At 61.9% G+C, this 20,087-nt stretch carries 20 protein-coding genes; 10 read left to right on the forward strand and 10 right to left on the reverse strand.

Features of this window, described 5'->3' with window-relative positions:
• Window positions 1–31: 31 nt before the first annotated feature.
• Window positions 32–643, reverse strand: a complete 612-nt coding sequence (locus HMPREF1484_RS06050; RefSeq protein ID WP_016664144.1) for a TetR/AcrR family transcriptional regulator — start codon at window positions 641–643, stop codon at window positions 32–34.
• A 196-nt stretch (window positions 644–839) separates the two neighbouring features.
• Between HMPREF1484_RS06050 and HMPREF1484_RS06055 the strand changes: the two genes are divergently transcribed.
• The 6 genes from HMPREF1484_RS06055 (at window position 840) to HMPREF1484_RS06080 (ending at window position 6,837) form a co-directional block, all read left to right on the forward strand.
• The gene (locus HMPREF1484_RS06055; protein WP_016664145.1) at window positions 840–1,622 is read left to right on the forward strand and encodes a GAP family protein; all 783 of its coding nucleotides are present in this window, start codon (window positions 840–842) and stop codon (window positions 1,620–1,622) included.
• Window positions 1,623–2,034: 412 nt separating this feature from the next.
• Window positions 2,035–2,922, forward strand: a complete 888-nt coding sequence (locus tag HMPREF1484_RS06060) for a siderophore-interacting protein (protein WP_016664146.1) — start codon at window positions 2,035–2,037, stop codon at window positions 2,920–2,922.
• Between the two features lie 53 nt (window positions 2,923–2,975).
• Entirely contained in the window at window positions 2,976–4,028 is a 1,053-nt protein-coding gene (locus HMPREF1484_RS06065; protein WP_016664147.1) for an iron-siderophore ABC transporter substrate-binding protein, read from the forward strand.
• A gap of 51 nt (window positions 4,029–4,079) precedes the next feature.
• The gene (locus HMPREF1484_RS06070) at window positions 4,080–5,018 is read left to right on the forward strand and encodes an iron ABC transporter permease (protein WP_172620173.1); all 939 of its coding nucleotides are present in this window, start codon (window positions 4,080–4,082) and stop codon (window positions 5,016–5,018) included.
• Window positions 5,015–6,049 carry an iron chelate uptake ABC transporter family permease subunit gene (locus HMPREF1484_RS06075; protein WP_016664149.1) on the forward strand — a complete coding sequence of 345 codons (1,035 nt, stop codon included), beginning with the start codon at window positions 5,015–5,017 and terminating at the stop codon, window positions 6,047–6,049. Before HMPREF1484_RS06070 ends, HMPREF1484_RS06075 begins: the two co-directional genes overlap by 4 nt.
• Window positions 6,046–6,837 (forward strand): ABC transporter ATP-binding protein, encoded by a 792-nt coding sequence (locus HMPREF1484_RS06080; protein WP_016664150.1) that lies wholly within the window; start codon window positions 6,046–6,048, stop codon window positions 6,835–6,837. Before HMPREF1484_RS06075 ends, HMPREF1484_RS06080 begins: the two co-directional genes overlap by 4 nt.
• 132 nt (window positions 6,838–6,969) lie before the next feature.
• Here the strand turns inward: HMPREF1484_RS06080 and HMPREF1484_RS06085 are convergent, their stop codons facing one another.
• The 3 genes from HMPREF1484_RS06085 to HMPREF1484_RS06095 form a co-directional block, all read right to left on the reverse strand.
• Window positions 6,970–7,323 (reverse strand): VOC family protein, encoded by a 354-nt coding sequence (locus HMPREF1484_RS06085; RefSeq protein ID WP_016664151.1) that lies wholly within the window; start codon window positions 7,321–7,323, stop codon window positions 6,970–6,972.
• 100 nt (window positions 7,324–7,423) lie between these two features.
• Window positions 7,424–8,212 carry a class I SAM-dependent methyltransferase gene (locus tag HMPREF1484_RS06090; protein ID WP_016664152.1) on the reverse strand — a complete coding sequence of 263 codons (789 nt, stop codon included), beginning with the start codon at window positions 8,210–8,212 and terminating at the stop codon, window positions 7,424–7,426.
• A 62-nt stretch (window positions 8,213–8,274) separates the two neighbouring features.
• Window positions 8,275–8,985 (reverse strand): ASCH domain-containing protein, encoded by a 711-nt coding sequence (locus tag HMPREF1484_RS06095; protein ID WP_016664153.1) that lies wholly within the window; start codon window positions 8,983–8,985, stop codon window positions 8,275–8,277.
• Between the two features lie 133 nt (window positions 8,986–9,118).
• Here HMPREF1484_RS06095 and HMPREF1484_RS06100 point away from each other — a divergent pair, with 133 nt between their 5' ends.
• On the forward strand, window positions 9,119–9,547 hold the full coding sequence (locus HMPREF1484_RS06100; RefSeq protein ID WP_016664154.1) for a M48 family metallopeptidase: 429 nt from the start codon (window positions 9,119–9,121) through the stop codon (window positions 9,545–9,547).
• On the opposite strand, the gene HMPREF1484_RS06105 is transcribed toward HMPREF1484_RS06100, so the two are convergent.
• Together HMPREF1484_RS06105 and HMPREF1484_RS06110 are read right to left on the reverse strand one after the other, a co-directional pair.
• The gene (locus tag HMPREF1484_RS06105) at window positions 9,540–9,968 is read right to left on the reverse strand and encodes a GNAT family N-acetyltransferase (RefSeq protein ID WP_016664155.1); all 429 of its coding nucleotides are present in this window, start codon (window positions 9,966–9,968) and stop codon (window positions 9,540–9,542) included. The two genes, HMPREF1484_RS06100 and HMPREF1484_RS06105, sit on opposite strands and share 8 nt — an antisense overlap.
• Before the next feature lie 97 nt (window positions 9,969–10,065).
• Entirely contained in the window at window positions 10,066–10,998 is a 933-nt protein-coding gene (locus HMPREF1484_RS06110; RefSeq protein ID WP_016664156.1) for a DUF2382 domain-containing protein, read from the reverse strand.
• A 255-nt stretch (window positions 10,999–11,253) separates the two neighbouring features.
• On the opposite strand from HMPREF1484_RS06110, the gene HMPREF1484_RS06115 reads away from it, so the two are divergent.
• Window positions 11,254–11,799 carry a GNAT family N-acetyltransferase gene (locus HMPREF1484_RS06115; protein WP_040386503.1) on the forward strand — a complete coding sequence of 182 codons (546 nt, stop codon included), beginning with the start codon at window positions 11,254–11,256 and terminating at the stop codon, window positions 11,797–11,799.
• On the opposite strand, the gene HMPREF1484_RS06120 is transcribed toward HMPREF1484_RS06115, so the two are convergent.
• Window positions 11,796–13,394: an inorganic phosphate transporter gene (locus tag HMPREF1484_RS06120; RefSeq protein WP_016664159.1), complete on the reverse strand. Its 1,599-nt coding sequence runs from the start codon at window positions 13,392–13,394 to the stop codon at window positions 11,796–11,798. The genes HMPREF1484_RS06115 and HMPREF1484_RS06120 overlap by 4 nt on opposite strands.
• 380 nt (window positions 13,395–13,774) lie before the next feature.
• Between HMPREF1484_RS06120 and HMPREF1484_RS06125 the strand changes: the two genes are divergently transcribed.
• Window positions 13,775–15,010 (forward strand): threonine/serine exporter family protein, encoded by a 1,236-nt coding sequence (locus HMPREF1484_RS06125; RefSeq protein ID WP_016664160.1) that lies wholly within the window; start codon window positions 13,775–13,777, stop codon window positions 15,008–15,010.
• Between the two features lie 9 nt (window positions 15,011–15,019).
• Here the strand turns inward: HMPREF1484_RS06125 and HMPREF1484_RS06130 are convergent, their stop codons facing one another.
• Window positions 15,020–15,634 carry a hypothetical protein gene (locus HMPREF1484_RS06130; protein ID WP_147594897.1) on the reverse strand — a complete coding sequence of 205 codons (615 nt, stop codon included), beginning with the start codon at window positions 15,632–15,634 and terminating at the stop codon, window positions 15,020–15,022.
• A gap of 59 nt (window positions 15,635–15,693) precedes the next feature.
• Window positions 15,694–18,321, reverse strand: a complete 2,628-nt coding sequence (locus HMPREF1484_RS06135) for an MMPL family transporter (protein WP_016664162.1) — start codon at window positions 18,319–18,321, stop codon at window positions 15,694–15,696.
• 229 nt (window positions 18,322–18,550) lie between these two features.
• Here HMPREF1484_RS06135 and HMPREF1484_RS06140 point away from each other — a divergent pair, with 229 nt between their 5' ends.
• Window positions 18,551–19,063 (forward strand): phosphoribosyltransferase, encoded by a 513-nt coding sequence (locus tag HMPREF1484_RS06140; protein ID WP_016664163.1) that lies wholly within the window; start codon window positions 18,551–18,553, stop codon window positions 19,061–19,063.
• A gap of 19 nt (window positions 19,064–19,082) precedes the next feature.
• Here the strand turns inward: HMPREF1484_RS06140 and HMPREF1484_RS06145 are convergent, their stop codons facing one another.
• The gene (locus HMPREF1484_RS06145) at window positions 19,083–20,018 is read right to left on the reverse strand and encodes a DUF808 domain-containing protein (protein ID WP_016664164.1); all 936 of its coding nucleotides are present in this window, start codon (window positions 20,016–20,018) and stop codon (window positions 19,083–19,085) included.
• Window positions 20,019–20,087: the final 69 nt, after the last annotated feature.

Consider the following 20,087-nt stretch of genomic DNA (forward strand, 5'->3'; position numbering starts at 1 on the left):
GTCGCGGGCGGCGCGTGGCCTTCCTGTCGTTCTAGACCTGAGACCGGGAAGGCTCCACGATCAGCGCGAGTCCCGCATCGAGGTCTGCCAGCAACTGCTGAGTCGAGTTTTTCGGGCCGTTGAGGTAGTCGATCGTGAGCCCGTTGACGAGTGCCGTGACCAAGCGAGCTCCTTGTTCAGGCGATAGTCGGCTGCTCAAGCTCTCATGCCGTTCAGCTGCCGCAAGCCCGTTGCTTACACGTGCTCGGAAGCGTTCCACTTCGGCGTCGTATAAGTCGGCTAGCCATTCGCGTGTGGAAGCGGCGGCGCCCACGATAACCCACACTGCAGCGTCTTCACGCTGGACAGGACCAATCGGCAGGAGCTCGGCTAGGCGGCTGCGGATGACCGCGTGAAAGTCTGTCGCGTCGGTCTCTCGGAGCGCCCGCGACTCCTGCCGCTGAATAGACCGCATGAATGCTTTCGCGATGATGTCGTCCCGCGTTCCCATCTGATACTGGACAGTCCCGGGTGCGACCCCCGCCTCTGCCGCGACATTGCGAACACTCAAGGCATCGAGGCCCTGGTTGACCATCACTCGAATAGCAGCGTCGGCGATCAGTGCCGCTGTGCCGGTGAAGGGGATGTTGGGGTCAACGGGCATGAGTCTCCAATCTTGCGTGACCCAAGTGCTGCCAGCCGTTCGTTGCCTGGTTGCATCTCACTGAAACGTTCCATACGATCGTATCAATCGAAAAGTTCGTACAAATGTATGGATGTGGAATCTCCTTCATCGTTCCGCAAGCTGAGGAGAGCATTCCCATGGCCGCGATTTCCGTACCTGACCATTGGAGAACGTCATGTCAGACTTTCTAGCCCTCGCTGGTCTCGCGCTCGTCGATAGCTTGAGCGTAGGAACTCTTGTCATTCCTATTGCTCTCATTTTTGTGTGGCGTCGAGTCTGTTTCGGCCTGTTGGGTGCATATCTCACGACGATTGGTGGGGCCTACTGTGGTCTCGGCATTGCTTTGCTGTTCGGTTTTGAAGCGGTAGTGCAGCGTTTTTCTGGAGTCGCCGAGGCCGATTGGTTCCGATGGGTGACTCTTGTTCTAGGTGTGGGGCTTTTCCTTTTTGGGGTGGCCGCCCCAAACCCTAAAAAGCAAGCAGCCAAAGGGTCTGATTCGGTGGAGCAGCCGTCTGTGGCGAGTGTCGACGCCGCTGCCGCAACTATTACCTCTGCCGCTGCGCTTCCTGACGCCGATGTCCGGGAGGGTCGGGCATTTCGCCTCGCCCGGGGTGTTTCGCTGAGTGTGAGCGGTATGGTGGCGTTGGCGTTGGGAGCCGCCGTTGTAGAGGCAGCCACGATGTTGCCCTATTTGGGTGCGATGGGGATTATCCAGTCCATGTCAGTGGGGATGTCCAGCAAGATTGCGCTGATTGTGGGTTACTGCGCCGTCATGATCTTGCCAGCGATTCTGATGAGCGTCATCGCGGGCGTCGCGGGGCCCGCTATTTTTCCGCGGCTGGAGCGTGCCATTGGCCGGCTGGAGTACGAAGCCAAGGTGACACTGCTGTGGATCGCGGCAATCGTTGGTTTGTATATGGCGTACAGGAGTGCGGTGCGGCTCGGGCTGATGGGCTGAGCAACAGGTAGTAGTGCAACACGGTCCGCCTTCGTCGGTGTCTCCTTCTAGGGAACGGGGTATGGGAGCCCGTGAGACGTGAGAGCGTGCCGTAGATGACTGCGTACAGCGCTACGCGGTAGGGGGTGTCAGGTAGCTGTTGAGTTCGCGGATCTTGTTGCCGGTGAGTCAGCTAACCGCCCCAGGTGAACGGCGCGTAAGTCAGTAACTCCCAAACATGTTGCGCTGCGGTTTTGGCTTAACGTCCCCCATGCACCTCGCGCGATTGAGGCGAGTCGTCTGGATCAAACCACCGGGGGCGGATATCGAGTCCGGTTTCCGACGGCTGACGCAATGATGATTGCCACGGAAATGCCGGGCGCGAACGAATTAAGTAAGGCGAGCCTTGTCTAATTGTGGTACGTTATGCGGCATGAGATCAAAGCTCTCGTATACCGCGGTTGAGGTCCGCGTCGACGCAGTGCGCGACTTGTGCCCCTCGATGCGTCGAGTCACCCTGAGCGGAGAAGGACTTAAGAAGGCTGCTCCGCTTTGCCTTGACCGTCGGATCAAGCTCGTGCTGCCCCGATACCACGGTGACGCACTGGAGGACATCCCGCGTATCCCAGGTTGGTATGACGCCCTCGTGTCTTTACCGCCAAGTGATCAGCCGTCCGTGAGGACATACACGGCACGGGCAATGCGTCCAGACATGGCCGAGCTCGACGTCGATGTGGTTCGCCACGGCACCAGCGGCCCCGCGGGCCGGTGGATCGAAACCGTGGCTGCTGGCGATCGGCTCGTCGTAGCTGTCCCCCGCGCCGATTTCAAGGACATTGACACCATTGGCCTGGCCTGGCATCCGGGTAGTGCCAAGCAAATCCTGGTGGCTGGCGACGAAACCGCAGCACCGGCGATAGCGAACATTGCTGCCTCGCTGGCCCCAGATGCCGTCGGCACGATTCTCATCGAGATGCCGACCCCTGAGGATGCATGGCCCCTCACGGTCCCGCCCGGGGTTGACGTTAGAGTGCTGTGCCGCGAAGGGGAGGCTCCCGGAAGCCTGCTCGAGCGCGAACTTTACACGCTGACGTGGCCGCCCGAAGCGGCCGAAAGCGTAGCGGTCGATGACCTTGACGATGACGCTGGAATCCTGTGGGATGAACCCGCCGGAGATGCCGACGGCGAGCATTTCGCCTGGTTGGCAGGCGAAAAAGGGGCTGTGCAACGTATGCGCCGCTTCCTCGTACGCGAACGAGGCTGCCCCCGCGATCGGGTGGCCTTCATGAGCTACTGGCGTCAAGGACACGCCGAATCCTGACCATCCCGACGCGACCGCGTCGGGCCCGCATAACACCTAAAGGAACACCAGAAATGTATCCCTCAGATCAGCGTCTGAGTATGCCTCGTCGCGGGCTGCTCGCCCTGGCCGGAGCCTTCTCGTTGTCTGCCCTCGCCGGTTGTGGCAGCGACCGTTCGAGTGCTGGGTCAACGTCCACCGAAACCGCGTTGGCGGGCAGTTTCCCCGTTGTGATTCGCCATGCCTTGGGATCCACGACCATCAAGCAGGCGCCTCAGCGAATTGTCACGATCGGGCAGGGCGCCACTGAGGCCCTCATCAGTATGGGGGTCTACCCGGTTGGCGTTGAAACCTATGCCTGGGGAGCTGACAAGGATGGACATCTACCCTGGAACCGAGAAGCCTTCGAGAAGGCGGGACGGCCCCTTCCAGCTCTATTCGCCGGCGGTGAGCAACTCGACGTCGAGGCCATTGCGGAGCTCGAGCCCGACCTGATCCTCGCTCCATGGTCAGGGCTCACCCAGAAACAGTATGACCAACTGACCGCGTTCTGCCCGACTGTCGCCTACGAGAAATCCGCCTGGACCACTACTTGGGACGGCGAGATCCGCATGGTGGCCAAGGCGCTGGGGCGCCCCAGCGACGGCGACAAAGTCATTAGCGACCTCAAGAAAACCCTCGCCGACACTGTTGCTCAGCACCCACACTGGGAGGGCACGACCTTCAGTTACATCTACACTGAAGGCCAGGGAACGCTTGGCATTTTTCGTCCCACGGAACAACGCGTGGCCTTGATCAGCATGCTCGGCCTGACGGTCGACCCAATTGTCGATACCATCACGGCCAACGATGGGTCCGATTGGGCGCTCATCAGCCTCGAGAATGCCGATAAACTCAAGGATTCTGACCTCATCTTCACCTTTCATCTGGATGCCGCGACCAAGAAACAGGTCACTTCGCAGAAGCTTTACTCGTCGATCCCTGCCATCAAGCGTGACAGCGTGGTGGCCCCGACTGACCCGCAGCTCGTCACAGCGATCAGCATGATCAACCCGCTCACCGTGCCGTGGAGCCTTCCGCGTCTCACTGATCTCATCGACCAGGCCGTCGCGAAGGTGACGGACTAACTCTTGCTGGCTCGTCGACGTACTCTGGTCGCCACCGCTCTCGTGGCGGTGGTGCTCGGTATCACCTGTGTGCTCAGTCTTGCTCTGGGCAGTAAAGCTATCGGGCTTTCCGATCTGGTGGAAGCCATCCACAGTGGCGGCGATCTCCACGTGCGGGAGGTGCTGGCAGCACGTGTCCCACGCACCTTGTGCGGGCTGGTTGCGGGCGCCGCCCTCGCCAGTTCTGGCGCCGCGATCCAGACAGTCACTCGTAATCCCCTCGGGGATCCGGGGGTTCTGGGACTGACAAGTGGTGCAGCAGCTGGAATCGTTACCGTCACGTCGATCCCCGGCCTCGCTGGCCTTCAGCTCGTCGGGGGAGCCTTCGCCGGAGCGGCGGTGGCCACGGTTGCAGTGATGGTACTTGGCAGTTTCGGGCGTGGCCCCGATGCCACCAGGTTGGTACTCGCCGGGGCCGTGACGACAGCCGTCGCCGTTGCCTACTCGCAGGCCGTGAGCCTACGCCACAAGGCAGCCTTTGACGCGTTGCGCTATTGGTCGGCGGGATCGCTGGCGGTAGGCGACTTTCTTGATTGGTGGCCCGTGGTGGTGATCGCAGTCGCGGGCGCGGGGCTCTTCGCCGTGGGACGTGGGCTGGATGCCGTGGCTCTTGGCGACGAAGTTGCCGCGGGCCTGGGACACCATCCCGCACGTGTGCGCGCTCTCACTCTTACCGCGGTGGCTCTGATGACCGCGGCCGCGACAGCGATTACTGGCCCTATCGTCTTCGTCGGTCTCGCTGCACCGCACTTGGCCCGACGATTCGCTCAAGGCTCGGCGCGTGCGCTCATCGGGTTGTGTTGTCTGATTGGGCCGGTACTCATGCTGCTGGCTGATGTGATTGGACGCCTGGTCCTGCGTCCTGCTGAGGTACCTGTTGGAGTCGTGACCGCACTCTTGGGTGCGCCTTTGCTGCTCGCAGTAGTCCGCCGCTCACGAGGCGTGCTGTGAACGCGGCCCCTACCTCCCTCGCCGCGAATCAGGACCGCGCCGCCCGTCTCGCCCAGCGCAGCCGTACCCGGCATGTCCTCGCGGTGGTGATTCTGGTGGTGGCTCTAGTGGCATCCTGCGCTTGGACGCTGGCCGTTGGCAGGCTCGGCACCCCTCTTACACGTCAACCGCAAGCTTTGCTCGATCTGCTCACCGGACGCGGGAGCCTCGCTCTGACGACACTGCGCGGACCGCGCCTTGCCGTGGCGGTCGGGGCGGGTGCGGCGCTGGGACTGGCAGGAGCATTATTTCAGCGCGCTACTGCGAATCCACTCGTCACTCCCGATGTCATTGGGATTACCACCGCAGCTGGAGCTGGGATGGCGGTGGCGAGTGCGCTCAATGTTCCGACCAGTCTTGGCGCGCTGGGTGGTGCCCTCGCGGCCGGCCTCATCATCCCGTGGGCCACGACAACAGGCTTCCGTAATCCCGGCGCGGTGATCGTCGCAGGGATCGGTATTGCAGCGGCCTCCACCGCGTTGACGCAGTTTGTCTTGGTTTTCTCGCGCCAGTCCGAGGCCATGGCTCTCGCGGCTGCACTCACGGGGTCGCTGACCGCGCGAACCTGGGGTGATGCTCTGGTCGTCTGGTCGGTGCTCCTACTACTGGGACCGGTGGCGCTGGGGCTACGTGTTGATCTCGATCTCATCAGCCTTGGCGACGATGCGGCTCACGGTCTCGGATCGCGCCCGGCCAAGACGCGTTCGTTCGCGCTATTAGTGGGAATTCTGCTGACTGTGGGCGCGGTGGCAGCAGCAGGCCCGCTCGCCTTCGTGGCGCTCACTGCCCCTCATTTGGCTCGTGGATTGACCGGGCGGCCGGCGATGGGATCCGCTGCGTTAGTTGGCGCGACGACGGTGTGCCTGGCCGATCTCGCCGTTCGACACGTGGCGTTCCTGGCCGGGCTTCCCGTGGGTGTACTCACAGCCCTGATCGGCGGTCTTTTCCTTGGCGCGGTTCTCATCTCACAAATCCGGGAGGGCTCATTATGACCAGTTCGGCGATCGATATGAACGAGCTCACCATTCGCTTCGGTGGCCTGACCGCTGTTGACCGCCTTAGTGCCACGGTGCCGAAGGGAAGCTTCAGCGTCGTCATCGGCCCGAACGGGTGTGGCAAGTCGACCTTGTTGCGCGCTGTGGCCCAGGTGCGGCCGGCCGACGAAGGCAGAGTTACGGTGCTCGGCCACGATGTTGCCCGTATGGGGCGTCGACAACTGGCTCGTACTTGCAGCCTTCTGCCGCAGGCCACCGTGGCCCCACGTGGTCTGCGCGTGGGCGAACTCGTGGCGCGTGGCCGCCACCCCTACCACTCGTTCCTCAGTAGCAGTGCACCCGGCGACAGTGAGGCCATCAATCGGGCGGTTGAACGCGCCGGAGTTGCCGACCTCGTCGACCGGTACGTGCACGAGCTGTCTGGTGGCCAGCGGCAGCGCGTCTGGTTAGCGATGGTCCTTGCCCAGGACACCCCAGTCATCCTGCTGGATGAGCCGACCACATTTCTGGACCTCTCGGCGCAGTACCTACTTCTCGACCTCTGCTCCGACCTGGTCGATGAAGGTCGTACGGTCATGGCCGTTCTGCACGATCTACCCCAGGCAGCTGCCTATGCCGATCACGTGCTTATGCTGAACCAAGGGCGATTGGTTGCCGAGGGAACTCCTGCCGAGGTGATCACTGAGGAGAATGTGGAGGAGACCTACCGAATCACATGCCGCGTGGACCTCGAGGATCCGCGTGGGCCGGTGGTTCTTCCGCTTGCTCGCAAACATCGACTGTGAAGATGCCGGCGCCGTCCCGTGGCGCGTTCGGATCCGACGGCTCAAGGCGGTGAAATGCTGATCCCAGGTTCGGTATGCACGCAGTGGACTGCGGTCTGAAACAAGGAGATGCTGAACAGATCCGATCTGGGGCTAACCAGGGGTAGGGGCGCCCACGCAGAACTCGTTGCCTTCCGGATCCTCCATAACGGTCCACACAAGTCCCGGTGCTTCATGACTGCCGAGTTCGGTGGCGCCTAGCTTCTTGAGGCGCTCTACTAAAGCTTCGCGTTCAACTCCGCCGCCGTCGAGATGCACGCGGTTTTTACCGGGAGTGGGATCTTCAACGCGCTGAAAGCCTAGTGCCGGAGTGGAGTCGAGCAAAACGAAGTCTCCGTAGTCGGCGGCGATAGCGCATCCTGTGGCGGACGACCAGAATTCAGCGAGTGCAGAGGGATCGTCGCAGTCGAAGGTTACCTGGCGGATAGCAAAGGTTGCGTCACGCATAGCTCGCATCGTACGTGTGTGTCGTTGTTTCTGCCTGTTAATCGCAGGTAGGTAAATGTCCAACGGTGCGCCGTGGGATTCTGCTTTAACGCCTCAGACGTTATCGGCCCGTGTCACGTCGACGCTGGGCAGTGACAAGTGCGTAACCGGTCGTCGAGTGGATCCGCCCGGAATCATCGGCGTGGGCCTCGAGGTGATCGCGCAGCGCGGTCCAAAGAGCCTCTCGGCGGGTACCGGCATGGTCGGCCATCCAAGCGTGGGTCGGGCTTCCTCCTCGGTAAAGCTGCATACCCTCTTCGACGCTTTCGAATGACCAGTCCAGGTCGAGGTGTTCGATGCTGATGTGGTCGAACCACGGCGACAAACGCTCGTGCGCCACATCGTCGACGCCCCAGGCCATGTGTGGCGGGGTCTGTGTTGACCGATCGGGAGCAATGGCATCGTTCATCGCGTCGGTCATCGTCGCGAGAAAGCCCTCTTGGTTCCACGCGGTCATCATGAGCATGCCGCCGGGGCGAAGGATGCGAGCCCACTCCGCCGGCCCTTTCGTAGGGTCGCAAATCATTGTCCCAAAGGTGCTTGTGACCGCATCGCCAGATGCCGTCTCTAAGCCTGTAGCTTCGCCAAAGGTATCAATCCACGTCGCCTCAGGTGCGTGCTTCTGGCCGCTCTCACGGATCCGGCCGGTTGGCTCGATGGCGGTCACGGTGTAGCCCTGGGCAAGGAGTGCCGCGACACCTTCCCCGTGCCCAGAGCCGATGTCGGCGACGGTCGCGGGGCTTTCCACGAATTGAGCCAGTTGGGTGGCAACGAGGGCGGAGACGGGTTGCAGGCGTGCGGCGGTCGGGGCGTAGTCGCACGCGGACCAGATGTCGCTAGGGGAGGCCATGCCCACACACTACATGAGAAGCGTTATCACGTAACTGTGGAGCGTGCCTTCAGCGGCTCTGCCTATGTGAGCTCAAACGTCACGACGTCGACACTGTCTTCCATTGCGAGGCCCGGGTAATGCCTATCGAGGGCTTCGTGCAATTCCGTTAGAGACGCAAAACCGTCACGCTTTGCATGCTCCTCGGTGAGACCGCCGCGGCGAGTGGGCTTCACGGAGGTCACGGAGGCGTCGATCGTCGTGGCCTCACCGCTCTCTTTTTCGAAAACGAGCTGCGCGGGGCCGGGGCGGAACGGATCGTCGACTCGGATGGTCTGCCGCTTATCTCCCTCCCTAATCGCGCGCTCGTAGCCTTCCCACATGAAGATCTTTTGCGGGAGCTCCACGGTGCGCCAGTCGTAGGCATGGGGGAGTAGGTCAGAAACGCTTACGGCCTCGAGCCCGTTGGAACCGCGAATCACGCACTGAATTGCGGGATCACGGTCGAAAAGCACCTGGCGGCACTTGCCACACGGCGAGATCACTTGCCCGGTCGGACCGTAGACGGCAACGATGGCGACTACGGGATCGTTGGCGCATTCTGCGGCGTGGTTCGCAAGTGCCGAGATTTCGCCGCACGGACCGCCAAGAAAGTGGAACGCATTGAGCCCAAGGACCGTGCCGCCAGACTTGGTGAGGAGAGCGGCAGCCACGGTGTGATCGCCGTTGTCATTGCACCGCTTGGCATGGTCGGTTGCAGCGCTGACGAGCTTTCTGAGCGAGGACGTAATCATGCCCTCACCGTATCAACGCCGTGGCGGAGCATTTCCTCATCTAGAAGGTCTCGGCCGAAGCTTCCACAACCCCGAACTACGCCCAGCCTTTCTTGCAACGCTGGCCGCGCAACGCCACACGGAAGGGGAAATCATGAGTTGGGAAGAAGACATCGACGCTCTCGCCGAAAAGGGAAACGAACGCATGGATGCTGAGGATTACCTTGGCGCGGTGGAGTTTTTCGATCTTGCCTGGACAATGCTCCCGGAGCCAAAAACGCAATGGCCGCAAGCAACGTGGCTTCTTGCGAGCATCGGCGATGCGCACGTGCTTCGCGGGGATTTCGAGACGGCGCACGCGGCGCTCACGACGTGCATGCACTGCCCGGATGCTCTCGGCAATCCGTTCATTCACTTGCGGCTCGGCCAGGCGCAATTCGAGCTCGGTAACGAACCGCGCGCGGCGGATGAGCTCATGCGCGCATACATGGGTGCGGGCCCGGAGATTTTTGCCGACGAAGACCCGAAGTACATCGATTTCTTGGCGAGCAAGGCCACGCATATCGAGCGGCCGCTCAGCTGAACCTCACGAAAACGCGCACCTGTTCGCTGAGGTCGCCGAGGTCGCGGGTCTCAGTGAAGCCCATGGCTTCGTAAAACGAGCGTGTGGCTTGCCCGCAGTCGGTCATGAGCACCTTTTGTCGTACGTCGCTGTAGGGCTCGAACGCGCGCGAAAAGAGCTCGCGCCCGATTCCTTGGCGGTGGTGATTTGGCCTCACGAGAATGTCTTGGAGATAGAGGATGGTAAGTCCGTCGCCGACGATACGGGCGAGCCCCACAAGCTCATCATCAACTCTCGCGGTGACAACCCGAAGGGAGGCACCAATCGCTGCTTTGAGCCGGTCAGGGGTGCGAGTGTAGACCGACCAACCAACGGAATCATAAAGCGAAACAAGCTCTTCTCGCGTGGGCGCGTCATCGATCGCGTAGGTCACGAAATCCATGGGTGCTAGCCTACCGTCGGAAATAGTGAAGCCCCCGCCCACTCGCAGTTACGCGAGCTAGCGGGGGCTTCTTCGAGCGTCAGCTCTTCAGAGCAGCTCAGATGGTGTCGCCCTTGCGGTTGCCCTCGGCGTCAACGCCGTCCACGGCAACCTCTTCGTGCGCAACGTCGGTCGCGACCTTCTCGGTGTCCTGAACGGTGCGGGTGCCCACGCGGACATCCTCGGTTGCAACGGTCTCCTTGTTCACGACGGGGCGCTCCTCGGAGATCGAGACCTCGACCTCGTCCTCGCCGAGGGGAGCGTCGGTTGCGGTGCCGGTCGCGGGGGTGCGCTCGACAACGAACTCTTCGCGCTCAACGGGAACCTCGACGGTCTTCGTCTCGGTGACGACGTGCTTGCGCAGACGCACACGGCCGGTCTCGACCTTTTCGGTACCGACGTTGACCTGCTCCTCGTGGAGCGTGATCTTCTGCTCGTCGTTCACGTCGCCAGCTTCGCGGCGATCCGCATCAGCGGCGTAGTCCTCACGGTTCACGTCGCTAGCGGCATCGCGCTCGCCGGCAGCGCCCGCAACGCCCGCGGTACCGGCAACACCGGCGGTGCCGACGCCTGCTGCGCTCTCGTTGCCGGCGGCATTATTCGCGAGGCCCTGCTGGTTGAGGTCGCGATCCTCGCGGACCTCGCCCGCGTTGGCGGTGGTCTCGGTGCCGTAGCCCGGGTCCTTCACGCCGTAGTAGCGGTAAAGTTCGTTTTCCTGCTCGGGGGTGATCTCGCCGTCCTCGCTGATGTTCGGAGCGTCCTTCACGAAGTCCTTCTCGTAGGGGACGGTGATCTCGTCGCCGCTGAGCTGAGCTTCGTCGAGGGGAATGAAAGTCTCGTTCGAGCCGAAGAGGCCCGTGTTGACGGTGACCCACGAGGGCTCGCCGGTGCTGTTGTGGAGGTAGACCTGGCCGACCGAGCCGATCTTGTTGCCGTCGCGGTCGATAACGGTGGCTTTCTGGAGAGTGTCGATCTGATCGCGGAGGTTCATGGCTTTTGTCCTTTCCTCGTGCTTTGTCCTGTTCAGACTTTCGAGACACTTTGGGAAGCTCGTGAGCATCTCTTGTGGAGCGCTCGGAGCCCTTGCGCCCCAAGCGAGATCCAACTTTCCATGGGTTCCTTGGGGTTATTTCCACGTAGTCTGACCGGCGCGCGAGAGGAACCTTGCTGTGTGCTGGACAAAGCGCTGTGAGCCTGAAAGAGCTATGCGTGTGTTTTTCAGGCTCGAGTGAGAAACAATGGAGAAATGGACTTCATCGTTCGAGATGCACACCCTCACGATGCGTTCGCTGTTAGCGAACTTGCGGCCCGTACTTTTCCTTTGGCTTGTCCTCCGACGCTTGCTCAGGCCCACATCGACGCCTATATTCGCGAGCATCTCACTCCCGAACATTTTGCTGCGCACATCGATCACCCGGAGCACGATGTGCTCGTGGCAACCGTCGGAAGAGCACTTGTGGGCTACGCGCTCCTGCTCTTCGGACCAGATGGCGCCCCCGCACCGAATCTAGGCGTGACGCTCCAGCGCGCGGGGCTCCTCTCCAAGTGCTACGCCGTTCCCGAGGTGCACGGCAAAGGAGTCGCGGCGGCAATCCTCGAAGCCGCCGAGCAACGCGCTCGTGAACGCGGTGTGGAGGGTTTATGGCTCAACGCGAATGCTGATAACCACCGGGCGCAGCGTTTCTACAGCAAGCACGGGTGGGAGCGCGTGGGCGATATCGATTTCGTGGTGGGTGAGGTAGTGCACCACGACCCGGTTTTTCAAAAGCCCGTATTTCAAACGGACGTTTAGCCGAATACGGCGCGCAGGATCACGATGCCGAGGGCCCCGATCGCAGCCGCGGCGGGAAGCGTGATGACCCACGCGAGGGCGATCGGCTTCATGAGATTCCAGTTAGCGGCCTTGTTGATGAGACCGATGCCGAGAATCGCGCCGATGAGGATGTGAGTCGAGGAGACGGGAATGCCGATCATCGAGGCTCCCATCACGACGCCCGCAGCGGAGAGCTCCGCGGCGAAGCCGGAGGCGGGGTGCATCTTCGTGAGGCCCGTACCTACGGTCTTGATGACGTTGCGGCCGATGAACCAAAGACCGCAAACCAAGGCCACGCCGGCGCTCAGCATGAGAGCAGCGGGCACTGTTGCATTAGCGGAGATCGACCCGGTCTTGAGAACATCGAGGACTGCGGCGAACGGGCCGACCGCATTCGCGATGTCGTTGGAACCATGGCTGAAAGCGAACGCCGAGGCGGTAAACACCTGCATCCATGAGAACAAGAGGAAGGTCGAGCGGGAGAGGTCCTCGTTTTTGAGCGTCTTCGCGAAAATAAACACGGCCATCCACACGGCAGCACCCACCATCGCCATGATGAGGATGTTGCCCGCACCGTTGATGTCGAGGTGGAGGTTCTTGAGGCCCTTGAAGAGGAGCATCGAGGAGATCACGATTGAGCCGGCGGCAGCGAGGAGTGGCACCCATGTATCGAGTGCGCGGTGGGCATTGATGTGCTCGGCGCGTTCTTCGATGTCGTGGAGCTCGCGATAGTAATCCGAGTCGAGATCCTCAACGTCGTAATCGGGGTCTGACTGAATCGTAGAGGCATCGCGCGCCATGGCATTCGTGTAGGCGATCTGCTGGATCTCCGTGAGTCGTTCGAAGGCCTTCTTGTGCTTTTCACGGTGCGCGGCGCGGTCGATCTTGAGCTGGCGGAGCTTTTCATCGGCTTCTTCGTTGTACACGAGGATGTACCGCTTGATCGCGCCGAAGAGAATGTAGGCGACGATCCCGCCGAGGAGAGGCGACGCGACCCAGGACAGCGCGATCTTGCCGATCTCGCCCCACTGCACCATCTCGAAACCACCGGTGCCCGTGACGAGTCCGAGCGTCACGGCCGCGCCAACGATGCCGCCGACGATCGAATGGGTCGTCGAGACGGGCCAACCCATCTTTGTTGCGACAAGCAGCCACAGGGCCGCGCCAAGGAGTGCCGACATCATGATGAAGGCGAAGTCGAGTGGTTGAACGGAGAAGGCATCGAGATCGACGATTCCGCTTCGCACAGTCTCAGTGACATCGCCACCAGCGATCACGGCGCCGCTCACTTCGAAGATCGCGGCGACCATGAGTGCCTGCTTCATGCTGAGCGTTCCCGCGCCCACCGACGTGCCGAACGAGTTGGCGACGTCGTTACCGCCGATGTTGAACGCCATGAACAGGCCCACGACGATGGTCGTGATGAGGATGCCCCACGATCCAGTGTCGGTGTAGCCAAGCGCCCAGTAAATGCACAAAATGAGCGTGCCGAGTGTGAGGACACCGAAGGCGAGGTGCCAATTGCGATCGGGGCCAAGGAACTGGCGCTTTGGTTCGAGGACGTCGTGAGACATGAGGAACAATCCTTCGAGGGCGGGGAGTGGACCGCATCATGATGCATCGGCAGAGCAACTGAAAGGTTACGCGCACTTTGCCTTTGGGTGGATATTCCCAGTCTGTTGGCCATGAATTTCACAAAGTACGTGGGGTAGACGGCTGGATTCTGCGCGGGCGAAAGCCGAGGAAGGGGCGATGGCGGCGAGGGGGCACGGTTTTTCTCCTTCTCGGTTGTGCTGTTAGCCATCACGGTGCCTGTGCTGCATGAAACTGCCATGAGGCGAAAATGAAGAAACCTTCATGTACTGGGAGCGCTAGGGTTAGACGGGCGCACGCCCGGCTGTTTCTGGTGCGGGGCCGTTCACATACGAGACGCAGCGAAGAGAGAGAAGGACCCATGCGAGACGAGCGGATGCGGGCTCTCGCAACCGCGGCACGAACCCTCGTGGGGTACGGCCACCTCACGTCGGAGGCAATCTCCGCGGTCGAATCCCTGAGCGCTCGACTCGGCTTGCCGGTACGGTGCATTGTTGAATGGAACCGCGTCGTCCTCGTCGACATCGACGGTCGTGCGCACACGACCGTCCACGTGCGACCCGAGGCGATCAACATGGCGCGCGTTAACGCGACGCTACGAGCTATCGACTCGCTTCCGGCCAGTGGCGACATCGGTGATCGTGAACTCGCGCGGCTCAATTCTCGGCTCGACGAAGCAGCCTCGATTTCGCACGCCCCGCTATGGCTTTTCGTCCTCGCCTGTATCGCCGGTGCGTGGGGTCTCGCTCTCATCTACGGCGCCCGCAGCCCGCTGTCGTACCTGTTGATCGCGCTGGCAGCGGGTATTGGCGGTTGTATGAGGCGATGGCTCGGGGCTCACGGCATCGCCGTGCCGGGCCAGGCGCTTGCGGCTGCCATGCTCGCGGGGATTCTTGGTGGGGTCGCCGATCACCTTGGTATCGCATCGGCAGCCAGACTCGTCGCGGTGTGCCCCGCCATGATTCTTGTGCCGGGCCCACACCTCATCAACGGCGCGCTCGACGTCACGGGAAAGAACGTCACGGTGGGGTGGCATCGCCTCGTGTATGGCGGGATCATCCTCGCCGCGATCAGCGGCGGGCTCGTCGTGGGGCTTCTCCTCGTGGGGAGCGACCTTCCCGTTACTGCTGGTGCCCGTACGCCTTCGCTATGGGTCGATGCGCTCGCGGCAGCGCTCGCCGCGATGGCGTTCAGCGTCTACTTCTCGATGCCGCTTACGCAGGCGGCGTGGCCCATCCTCGTGGGAGGGCTCATCCATGCTGGACGCTGGATTCTCATGGTTTCGTGCGGAGTGAACGTCATTAACGCCGATCTCGCGGCCTGCATTGTCGCGGGACTTGTGCTGAGCGCTGTTGCGCACCGCAAACGCCTGTCATTCGCAGGCGTGGGGTTCGCCGCCATCGTCGCGCTCGTGCCCGGCATTTACCTGTTCCGCGCAGTGGCGGGGATGGTGCAGCTGACGGCGCGCCCCAGCACGGTTGTCGTGGTCGGCATCGCACAGGACTTCTCCACCGCCCTGCTGATTCTCGCCGCGATGACGTTCGGGCTCATCCTCTCTCACGGCTTCATCACGAGGTGGCGCTCGGCCGTGCGATAGGGGCGGTCGCTAGCCCTCGACCTTGCGCTTTGCCTCGCGCAATAGCGATGCATATTCGTGTGCGCTCATTGACACTTCCGGCATGTTGCGAAGGCCGTAGCGGGCCTTGCCGTCGGCATCGTGCTCGAACTTCCACGCGAGGGGAAAGCCCGCACGGGCAGCCTTGCGGCGCGGCCAGGCGAGGACACCGGGGATGACGCGTTCACTCTTGAGTCCGAGCGCGGCCACAATCTCGGGCGCTCCGAGCGTGTTCGGCGCAGCGTCCATGAAAAGCGTGAAAATATCGCGCTCGTTTCGTTTGAGGGAACGCCACCACTCGACGGCGCAGTCGAGAAGGTCGTGATCGCTTGAGGTGGGCGCAGCGGCAGCGGCGCTGCGGCGCGGGCTTTCCGGCTCAGGGGGTGTGCGGTCCGACGCCGGTTGCGCCTCGTCTTTGCCTCGGTTGACGGCGCGCTCGCCGCTGGGGCGCGTTTCCGCAAGGCCCCCGTCTTCCGTCGCGGGCCTCTCGTGCGCGTCGTCGTTCGCTTTGGGCAGGGCCGTCTCGCTTTCCGCGAGCCACGTGCCAAAACGCGTGTAGAAATCGGCGAGCCGATCTTCGGGGACGAGAACCTTCACCTCATGCATGACCATAGGGTAATTCTAGGCCGCCCCAAACGGCGCCGTGCCTTTTCGCTGCCGTGTCCCTATGCGCGTGGCGCCGCGTTTTTAGGAGCCACCACCCGGTCGAGAACGGCGAGCAGCGCAGGCAGGATCCCCACGATCAGGATGATGGCCGCAAACGCCCCGATCGCGATGGTTCGACAGATCTGGGCAACCGTCGGATTTGAGAACAGAAAACCGATCACGCCCGTCACCAGCACCATGATGAGACCGGAGGTGAGGATCGTGTGAATCGAACCGTCGTAGGCGCGCGCGAGCGATTCTCGCACCCCGTGTTCCTGCCGTGCCTCCCGGTAATACGTCGTGAGGACGATCGCGTAATCGATCGTGGCTCCCATCAAAATGCACTGCACGATGAGCATCGCGAGGTAGTACATGCTGTATCCCTGGAGCCCGACGGTGCTCACCGTAATAAAGACGCCCACCTGCACAAGCAGTACAAGAATCGCAGGCACGGCGATCGAGCGGAACGTGAGCGCCACAATGATGAATATTGCGGCCGCCGTGAAAAGTGCGATCTTCACATTTTCCGCGCCGAATCCCTCGCGCATTTCGTACACCATGGCTGAATCTCCCACGAAGAAATGCTCACCGGGTACCTTGGCGTCTGCGAGATCGACGAGATTCTCGACGAATGCGAGAGTTTCCGGGCTTTCCTTGGGGTAGTCAGTACGGATAATTAAACGCGAGAACTCGGTTCCCACGAATCGCGCGCGAACATCAGCGATGTCTGCGGCGGCGCTTTCGAGTTGAGAAACTTGTTCAGTGCTCAACTGCCCCTCAAATCGCCCGCCCTGCCCGGACTCTTCGAGCATGAAGTGCACGAGGTCATCGAGTGACATCGTCCAGGACGGATCCGATTCGTGTAGCGCGCGGTGCAGCACGAAGAGCTGAGTGAGATCGTCCTCGTCGATAGGAATCGCATCGCTCGTGCCGCCTGAATAATCGCCCTCGCTCCCGCGCCCCTTCATGCTTTTGAGCACCGACGCTAGCTGCTTCGGGGTGAACTCGCGGCCGAGAACGTCACCGGGCACCTGACCTGAATCGAGTGCGCGCTCGAGGGCGCCGACTCCTTCAATCCGGCTGATGCCGCCCGACGTGAAAGACCCGAGTTCTCCCTTCTGACTGAGGTTTTCAGCCTCGCGAGCGGCAGCCACGAATTCTTGTAGCGTCATGGTTCCCGCCTGTCCGTCGTGGTAGGCGAAATACACCATCGAGAGGGCCGTGTCGTTGAGGGCCAAGGAGCCGTCGGAACCGTCTTTGTTCCCACTCGCGTTCCCAGAGTCGTGCGAGTCCTCAAATTCCTCCAAGGTGCGTTTCATCTCGCCCTTCGTGAGCGGCTCCCCGACGGTGGTGGGGTAGCCCATCACGCTTATCGCGTGCGGATCGCGCTTTACAGCATCGGCAATCTCATGGATGTGCTCAGCATTCGAATTGAGATAGACGAGCACGATGTCGTTATCGGGGGTGAAATGCTCGGCGACCGGGTCGGGGGTCGAAAGCGTGTACGCCGTCTCCGTACGGGACTGGAGGAACGCGGATCCCGCAAGGATAGCGACGAACACAGCGAGAACGACCCACCGTGCAGCGTGCTCGAGCCGAGCGAGCACGCCCAAGCGGGGGCTGAGGAACGGTTTTGGCGTGCGCGCTATCAAGGAGTCGCACATGACAAGGAATGCGGGAAGGACCGTGAAAACGGTCAGCATCGAAATCGCCACGCCCTTGGCAAGGACGATGCCAAGATCGGCGCCCACCTTGAAGCTCATGAAGACGAGCATGAGGAGGCCGACGATGGTCGTAATCGATGCCGAGGCGATTGCGCTGAAGGCTTTGGGCAAGGCTCGGCGCATGGCGATTGCGCTCGCATCTGGTACGGAGTCCGCACCGTGGCTTTTCTGCGCGGCGCGTTCCTGCCGATATCGATTGGCGAGGATGATCGAGTAATCCATCGACAAGACGAGCTGGAGGATAGCGGCAATCGAAAACGTCACTTCGGCGATTTCGCCAAGGACAACGTTGGATCCCATGTTGAGGAGCACGGCGATGCCAATCGTCGCGAGGTAGAGCAAAGGCTCGATCCACGATGCACTCATCGCGATAAGGATCGCGGCGAGCAGAGCGACAGCTATAGCCGCGATCCACAGGGGAAGCTCACCGCTCGTCGACGGATTATCGCTCGTGAAGGTGAGGGAGTGCCCGTTCAGGCCGGACTCGCTCAGTGCGGAGAGTTCCTCGGCAAGGGACGTCGCCGCAGGGTCTGCGTAGTCGGATTCGGAGGAGACGACGAAGAGCGTGTGGTCACCGTTGATGTATCGGGCTGGGTCGCCATCGGCAGGAGTGGCATTGGTTGACGATGTGACGTGGTGAACCCCATCGAGCTTCTCGAGGGCAGCGAGGGCCTCTTTGCGCTCCGAGTCGTCAGCGAGTCCATCCACCATGACCCGAAACGTCGAAAGATCGGGGTCATCGAACTGATCTGTGAGGACTTCGGTTCCGGCGCGCATCGGTGATGCGGACGGCAGATACTTCGCCATGTCGGCATTCACGCCGACGAAGGGAATCAACGCTCCAAAGAACACCGCGCACAACGCCGCAAGGGCGACGATGAGGTGCCGCGCACGCACGATGAGAGACGCACAATAATCAAGCATCGCGGCTCCTGCTGTCTTCACATGCGAGGTGCCTACCAAAAGGGTGGGCGGCTGTATCGAAGTCGTTACTAGTGTACGCACCCGGCAGCAGCGTTTCGAAGACGCGGAATTTCGCCCCTAGAATGGAGCCACGACCGGTTGGCCCCGAGGGTCCGACGGGGGAGAAGACAACGAACACACCACCGGAACAACCGGTGCGATCCGGAAAAGCCGGGGAAACGAGGACGCCGTGACAGGGGCCTACCACGCCGATTCAAGCGATCTGCAGGTGAAGGAGGTCCTCACGTGGGAGACCTTCGGCACCGCGAGCCGTGAACTTGCACAAACCATCATTGATTCGGACTTCGAGCCCGAGATCATCATCGCCGTTGCGCGCGGCGGCCTGCTCCCGGCGGGGTCCCTCGCATACGCTCTGGGACTCAAACTTGCCGACGCTATCAACGTCGAGTTTTACACCGACGTTCACGAGACCCTTCCCGATCCAGTTCTCCTCGCGCCGCTGCTTGACACCGAGGCTATTGAAGGCAAGCGCCTGCTCGTCGTCGACGATGTTGCCGATTCCGGCCGTACCCTCGCGCTTGTCCTCGAGCTTCTCGAGGCTCAAGGCGCCGAGGCGCGCTCCGCGGTCCTGTACTCGAAGCCGACGTCGGTCGTCGAGCCTCATTTCGTCTGGAAACATACCGCCGACTGGATCGTGTTCCCCTGGTCGGCTGAACCGCCCGTCACTCCCACGGAAAAGTAAGCGGCCGGCCCCGCTGGCGCTAGTGGGCCTTCTTCCCCCACGGGGTCAGTGCCCACACGCCGGCCACGACGGCGCCCCACGCGAGCCCGAACACCAGGGCGCACAGCGTATCGACGAGCCAGGCGAGCACTCCGCCCACGCCCGCGATCGCCTCGACGCCCTCGGCGAGGTGGTGCACGAGCGCGTACGGTGCGTGCAGCCCGAGCTCATCGAGCCCCGTGAGCATGATGTGACCGCCAACCCACAGCATGGCGAACATTCCGACGTAGCTGATGATGGTCATGACGACAGGCATTGCCCGCACGAGCCATGCGCCGAACGTCTTCGCGGCGCCTGAATCTCGTTTCGTGAGCGCGAGCCCAACGTCGTCCATCTTGACGAGCAGCCCCACGACCCCGTAAACGGCGAGCGTGATGACAATCGCGACGACCACGAGGATGAGGGCGCGATCCACGAGGGGCTGGTCAGCGACCTCGTTGAGCGAGATCACCATAATTTCTGCGGAGAGAATGAAATCGGTGCGCACGGCCCCCGATACAACCTTCTTTTCCGCATCCTCTCCCTGCACAACGGAAGGCTCGGCTTCTTTCGCTTCCTTGTTGCCGGTGACAAGCTCCCAAATCTTATGGGCACCTTCGAAGCACAAGTAGGTGCCTCCCAGCATGAGTAGCGGCGTGAGGACCCACGGCGCAAACTGCGAAAGAAGGAGCGCGAACACGAGGATGATGGCCTTGTTGAGCAAGGAACCCTTCGTGATTTTCCAAATGATCGGCAGCTCCCGCTTGGGATTGACTCCGCGTACGTATTGCGGAGCTACGGCTGCGTCGTCAACGACGACTCCCGCTGCCTTTGCGCTGACCTTCATGGACGCGGCGGCAACATCGTCGGCATTGGCCGCGGCCATGCGCGCGAGGGCGGCGATATCGTCGAGCAGTGCGGCAAAGCCAATGGCCATAAGGAAAAACCTTCCGGTGCGCGCGTCGAGGGCGCTCCCATTTTATGGGTATCCGCGCGGTGAATCCCG

Source organism: Dermabacter sp. HFH0086 (assembly GCF_000413375.1).
Lineage (GTDB): Bacteria > Actinomycetota > Actinomycetes > Actinomycetales > Dermabacteraceae > Dermabacter > Dermabacter hominis.